This is a genomic window from Thermotoga sp. (genome assembly GCF_021162145.1).
Taxonomy (GTDB): domain Bacteria; phylum Thermotogota; class Thermotogae; order Thermotogales; family Thermotogaceae; genus Thermotoga.
On sequence record NZ_JAGGZH010000110.1, the window covers coordinates 1 to 4,227 of the forward strand.

A 4,227-nucleotide genomic window follows, 5' to 3' on the forward strand; every position below is an offset into this window, starting at 1 on the left:
CATTTACAGCTACACCAATTGAGCTGATATATAAACCCCGGTGTTTGCGTTTGCCAAGATATGTTTCGTGCTGCTCGATTGGTTCAAGAGCCAAGGCGTCTGCTTTTGATGTGTAGGCTTCATCGATCTTCTCTGCTATTTCCTTTGCACCCGAAAAGTCTTTTTGCTCTATCGCTTTGCGCAGTTCTTCAAAAACTTCCATGCTTCACCCCCTGGCAGCCTCTATGAATCTCAAATTTTTCTCGAGTGCTTTCACTCTCACAACGGAAAACCCCATGTTCTCCAGAGTTTTTCTCATCTGCTGAGTTGTTCTGAGTACTCTGAAGGCAGGATAGAACCAGACAGGATTGTCCTTATCTTCTAAATCAGGCACAAAGAAAAACACAAAAACCCTTTTTGAGTTTCTAAAGATTTCTTCAAGATTCAGCATCTCCTCCACTCCAGAAAGCAAGAGCAAATTCTCTGAGTTCTCTTTCAGACTTATTCCCAGGTCTTTCAGAATAGAGTCCATTAATTTCCCTTGATTCGTGGTGAGCTCTTTTAGATCACTTTCTGCTAGTACTTTTACAATGTACTCTTCTTTCACCTTAAAAGGAGGATTTTTATAGAGCTCTTTCTCTCTTTCTTTGTAAATTTTTAGCGCCTCATCTGTGGGGAAAGGAAAAGAATAGTAAAAATCCTCTTTTTTCCTCCAGGTCCTCACAGGATGAATCACGCCAAGCCCTGAGAACTTCTCTGTAATATTTCCTACCCAGACAATTTCGTCTTTCTCATTCATGAATGAAAAGGTCTGATTTGAGTAAAGAGCGTTGTAGAAATACTTCCCAAGAGAGATGTCTCCGAGTTTTTCGTTTTCCTCCACTGCTTTTATATGGAACTCGAATGCTTTCCTTGGATTTTCTTCTTCGTATATCCTGGCGAGCCGATAATAGTAAAAGGGAAGTTTTGAGTGATCTTCTATACTTTCAAGAAGTTGTTTTGCCTTTTCTCTATTTTTGCCTGCCAGAGCAACAATAGAAGTGTAGATGGCCACCGGGTGATCAGAGATGAGATAAAGTTTCTCTGCGTCCCCTTTGACAAAATCGAGGATGTTGAAGGGAAATTCCCTGTATCCGGAAAAGTAAGTATAAAGTTCTTCATAGACGCCTTCCGTGTCTGTATCGAGTCTTGTTTTAAGATCCTCTATCACAGGTTTCACAAAATTGGCTATCTCCGGTGCCAGTTCAATGGCTCTCCTATACCTGGAAAGAGTCTCAGAGAAATTCCCCAGTTTCAGGTACAGATCTCCAATGAGAGCCTGTATCACTCCAGTTAATATTTCGTCACCTTCGATCTTTGAAAGAATTCTGATAAGTCTTCCTTCTGTTTCCCTCTGTCTCAAAAAATCGAAAACGAAAAGAAGCCCGGGAATACCCGTTTTCTCAACGAAGGACTTTATATCACCATCGGTTAAATATTCAAGAAGCAGGTCTTTTTTCTCTATCAACCTTCTTATAATGAAAGTTGAAATTCTTCTAGAAACCGGCAGATTTTTCAGAAATTCTTCGGAAACATTTATTTTAAACTCCGCGATTTTTGAAACTATTTCATCGAAAGCCAAATTTTTCCCAACTTCCACTATTTTTTCAATGAGCCTTAGAGTTTTCAGGAACTCTTCCTTGCTCTCTATCTCTGAAATAATTTGGAGTGTGATGGCAAGTTTCGATGTGTCGACGTTGTTCTCTAGGGCCTTCAGCAGATGTTCATAAGCTTCCTGCCACTTTTTCAGTTTCAAACACGCATGACACAAAAGCATGTGAGATGTTCCGAGTTCTTTTATGCTCATGATCGTGAACTCATACTTTTCCATCTTCTGCATGGCGTTATTCATCACTTCAAGGAACTTTTTTCCGTATTCGTAGAGTTTACTCCAGTCTTTTTTTCTTTCATAAATCACCATTTTTGCAAAATATGGGTCTGGATTCTCAGGAAAGACTTTCAACGCAAGATCTATGAGTTCTTCTGCTTTTTTTAAAAAGCCATTTGTGGCAAGTTCCAGACCAAAAATATAGAGGAATTCAAGTCCTATGCCCGGTATTTTTCCGACTTTTTTTATCTCCTTTAGGGTCTCCCAACCAATTTTGTTCGCTTCAAATCTTTTTCCGGTGCTCAGTTCTGTTTTGTAGAGTTGTACAAGATAATATATTCTTTCCACGGGATCTTTTACCGTCTCAAGATGCTTTCTGATGAGCGTTGCTGTTCTTTTGTACTTTTGCTTTTTGAGCTTTCTGGTCCAGATATAACCGTAGTGGTAAATCACAAATGGAGCATGGACAATTCTAGGTTTGTAGACCGGTTGATTGTGAATTATGTTTTTGTAAAAAACCGTTCCATTTCTGAATATCCTAGGTGTGGACGCAACCTCTGTCCTCTTGAAGTTCCAGTCCAGATAACTCACTGTAGGGAGATAGATGGTATTTACATCATCTGGAAGGTTTTCAAGGAATTTTCTGATGTTTTTTCTGAAGTCTTCGGATACCTCTTCATCTGCGTCCAGAATGAGAACCCACTCACAGGTGGGAAATTTCAGAGAAAAATTTCTTGCCTCAGAAAAATCATCCTTCCACTCATGAAAGTATAACTTGTCAGTATATTCTTTCACGATCTCAGGGGTTCTATCCGTGGAGCCAGTATCCACTACCACTATTTCATCCACAATATCTTTTATGCTCTCCAGAGCTCTTTTTATGTTGTGTTCCTCGTTCTTCACAATCATGGCAACAGAAAACAAGCATTCTCTCACTGGTGATCACCTCATGGGAATATTTCTACAGAGTAGTGCAATTCTCCTTTTTAAAAAAACAAACAGGGGGCTTGTGCCCCCTGTTCATTCAGAGCTGAAAATATTGTTATCTCATGAGCTGGAGAACGTTTTGTGGGAGTGTGTTGGCCTGAGCGAGCATTGCCATACTGGACTGGAGCAAGATCTGCTGTTTGGTGAACTCCATCATCTCTTTCGCCATGTCTGCATCTCTGATTCTGCTTTCTGCAGCTGTCAGGTTTTCCGCGGCAACACCAAGGTTGGAGATGGTGTGTTCAAGTCTGTTCTGTACAGCACCCAGCGCAGCCCTTGCAGTGCTCACCCTGTGAATGGCGGCATCTATGACCATTATTGCTCTTTCAGCAGAATCCTGGGAAGTGACATCAAGAGAGGTAGTCGTCAGACCAAGAGCTCCAGAACTCATGTCATCGATGCCTGCAACCATGTTGTGTCCTTCGTTGGCTCCAATCTGGAAGACAAGCTGAGAAGCTGTTGTATTTATAGCTTCAACTCTCACAACTGCGCTGTCAACAACTTCTCCTAATGGCAAGGCTCCTCCAAAGTCGTCCAAGCTGAAAACGCTTGTTGTCCATTTAAAGGTAATGGCACCAAGGGTTGCTTGTCCAGCACTTAGAGTTGTAAGTACGTAAGTCGTACCACCGGCTGTGAACAAAGTAATCTTAACATCAAGGGCAGATGTAGCGGTTCCCGAGAGTTGACCAACTTCTATCACGTATGTTCCTTCAACAGCTGCGCTGGAAACCTCTCCAAGTTGCACGTTTATATTACCACCGGTCACGACTTTGGCGTCAACTTCACTTCTGAAGCTTTCCAGCTTTCCATCAAGAAGTTTTTTCGTGTTGAACTCAGTTGTTCTTGCAATTCTATCGATCTCTTCTCTGAGCTGATCGATTTCTTTCTGAATCTGCTCTCTGTCAACATCAGTGTTGGTATCGGACGCTGCTTGGACCGCAAGTTCTCTCATTCTCTGGAGGATCGAGTGTACTTCTGTGAGCGCTCCTTCTGCTGTCTGAATCAGGGAAATGGCGTCCTGAGCATTCTTAATTGCCATGTTCAAACCCTTGATTTGACCGCGCATCTTTTCACTGATTGCCAGGCCTGCTGCGTCGTCTCCAGCTCTGTTGATCCTCAGACCGGAAGAAAGTCTTTCAAGGGTTTTGCTCATGCTGTACTGGGTTTGACTGATATTCCTCCAGGCGTTCAATGCATTGATATTATGATTGATCCTCATAAACCGCTCACCTCCGTGTGAGAGTTTTTACTTCCCTGTACCCGGCGCCGGGTTTTTCCATCATATTAATCGGAAAAGCGGAGGAGAATTTTAATGTTAAATGTTTGTAAACCCAGAAGGTGATAGAATCTACCTTGAAAAGCTTGCAGGGAGGGAGAGAGGTGGGTTTCATATC

The 4,227-nt window shown here is 42.1% G+C and carries 3 protein-coding genes; all 3 read right to left on the reverse strand.

Features of this window, described 5'->3' with window-relative positions; genetic code table 11:
* Positions 1–202 (reverse strand): hypothetical protein (locus J7K79_RS06980; protein ID WP_296906805.1); only part of this gene is annotated, 202 nt, incomplete at its 3' end.
* Positions 203–205: 3 nt separating this feature from the next.
* On the reverse strand, positions 206–2,782 hold the full coding sequence (locus J7K79_RS06985) for a glycosyltransferase family 2 protein (RefSeq protein ID WP_296906807.1): 2,577 nt from the start codon (positions 2,780–2,782) through the stop codon (positions 206–208).
* Positions 2,783–2,888: 106 nt separating this feature from the next.
* The gene (locus J7K79_RS06990) at positions 2,889–4,052 is read right to left on the reverse strand and encodes a flagellin (RefSeq protein ID WP_296906810.1); all 1,164 of its coding nucleotides are present in this window, start codon (positions 4,050–4,052) and stop codon (positions 2,889–2,891) included.
* Positions 4,053–4,227: the final 175 nt, after the last annotated feature.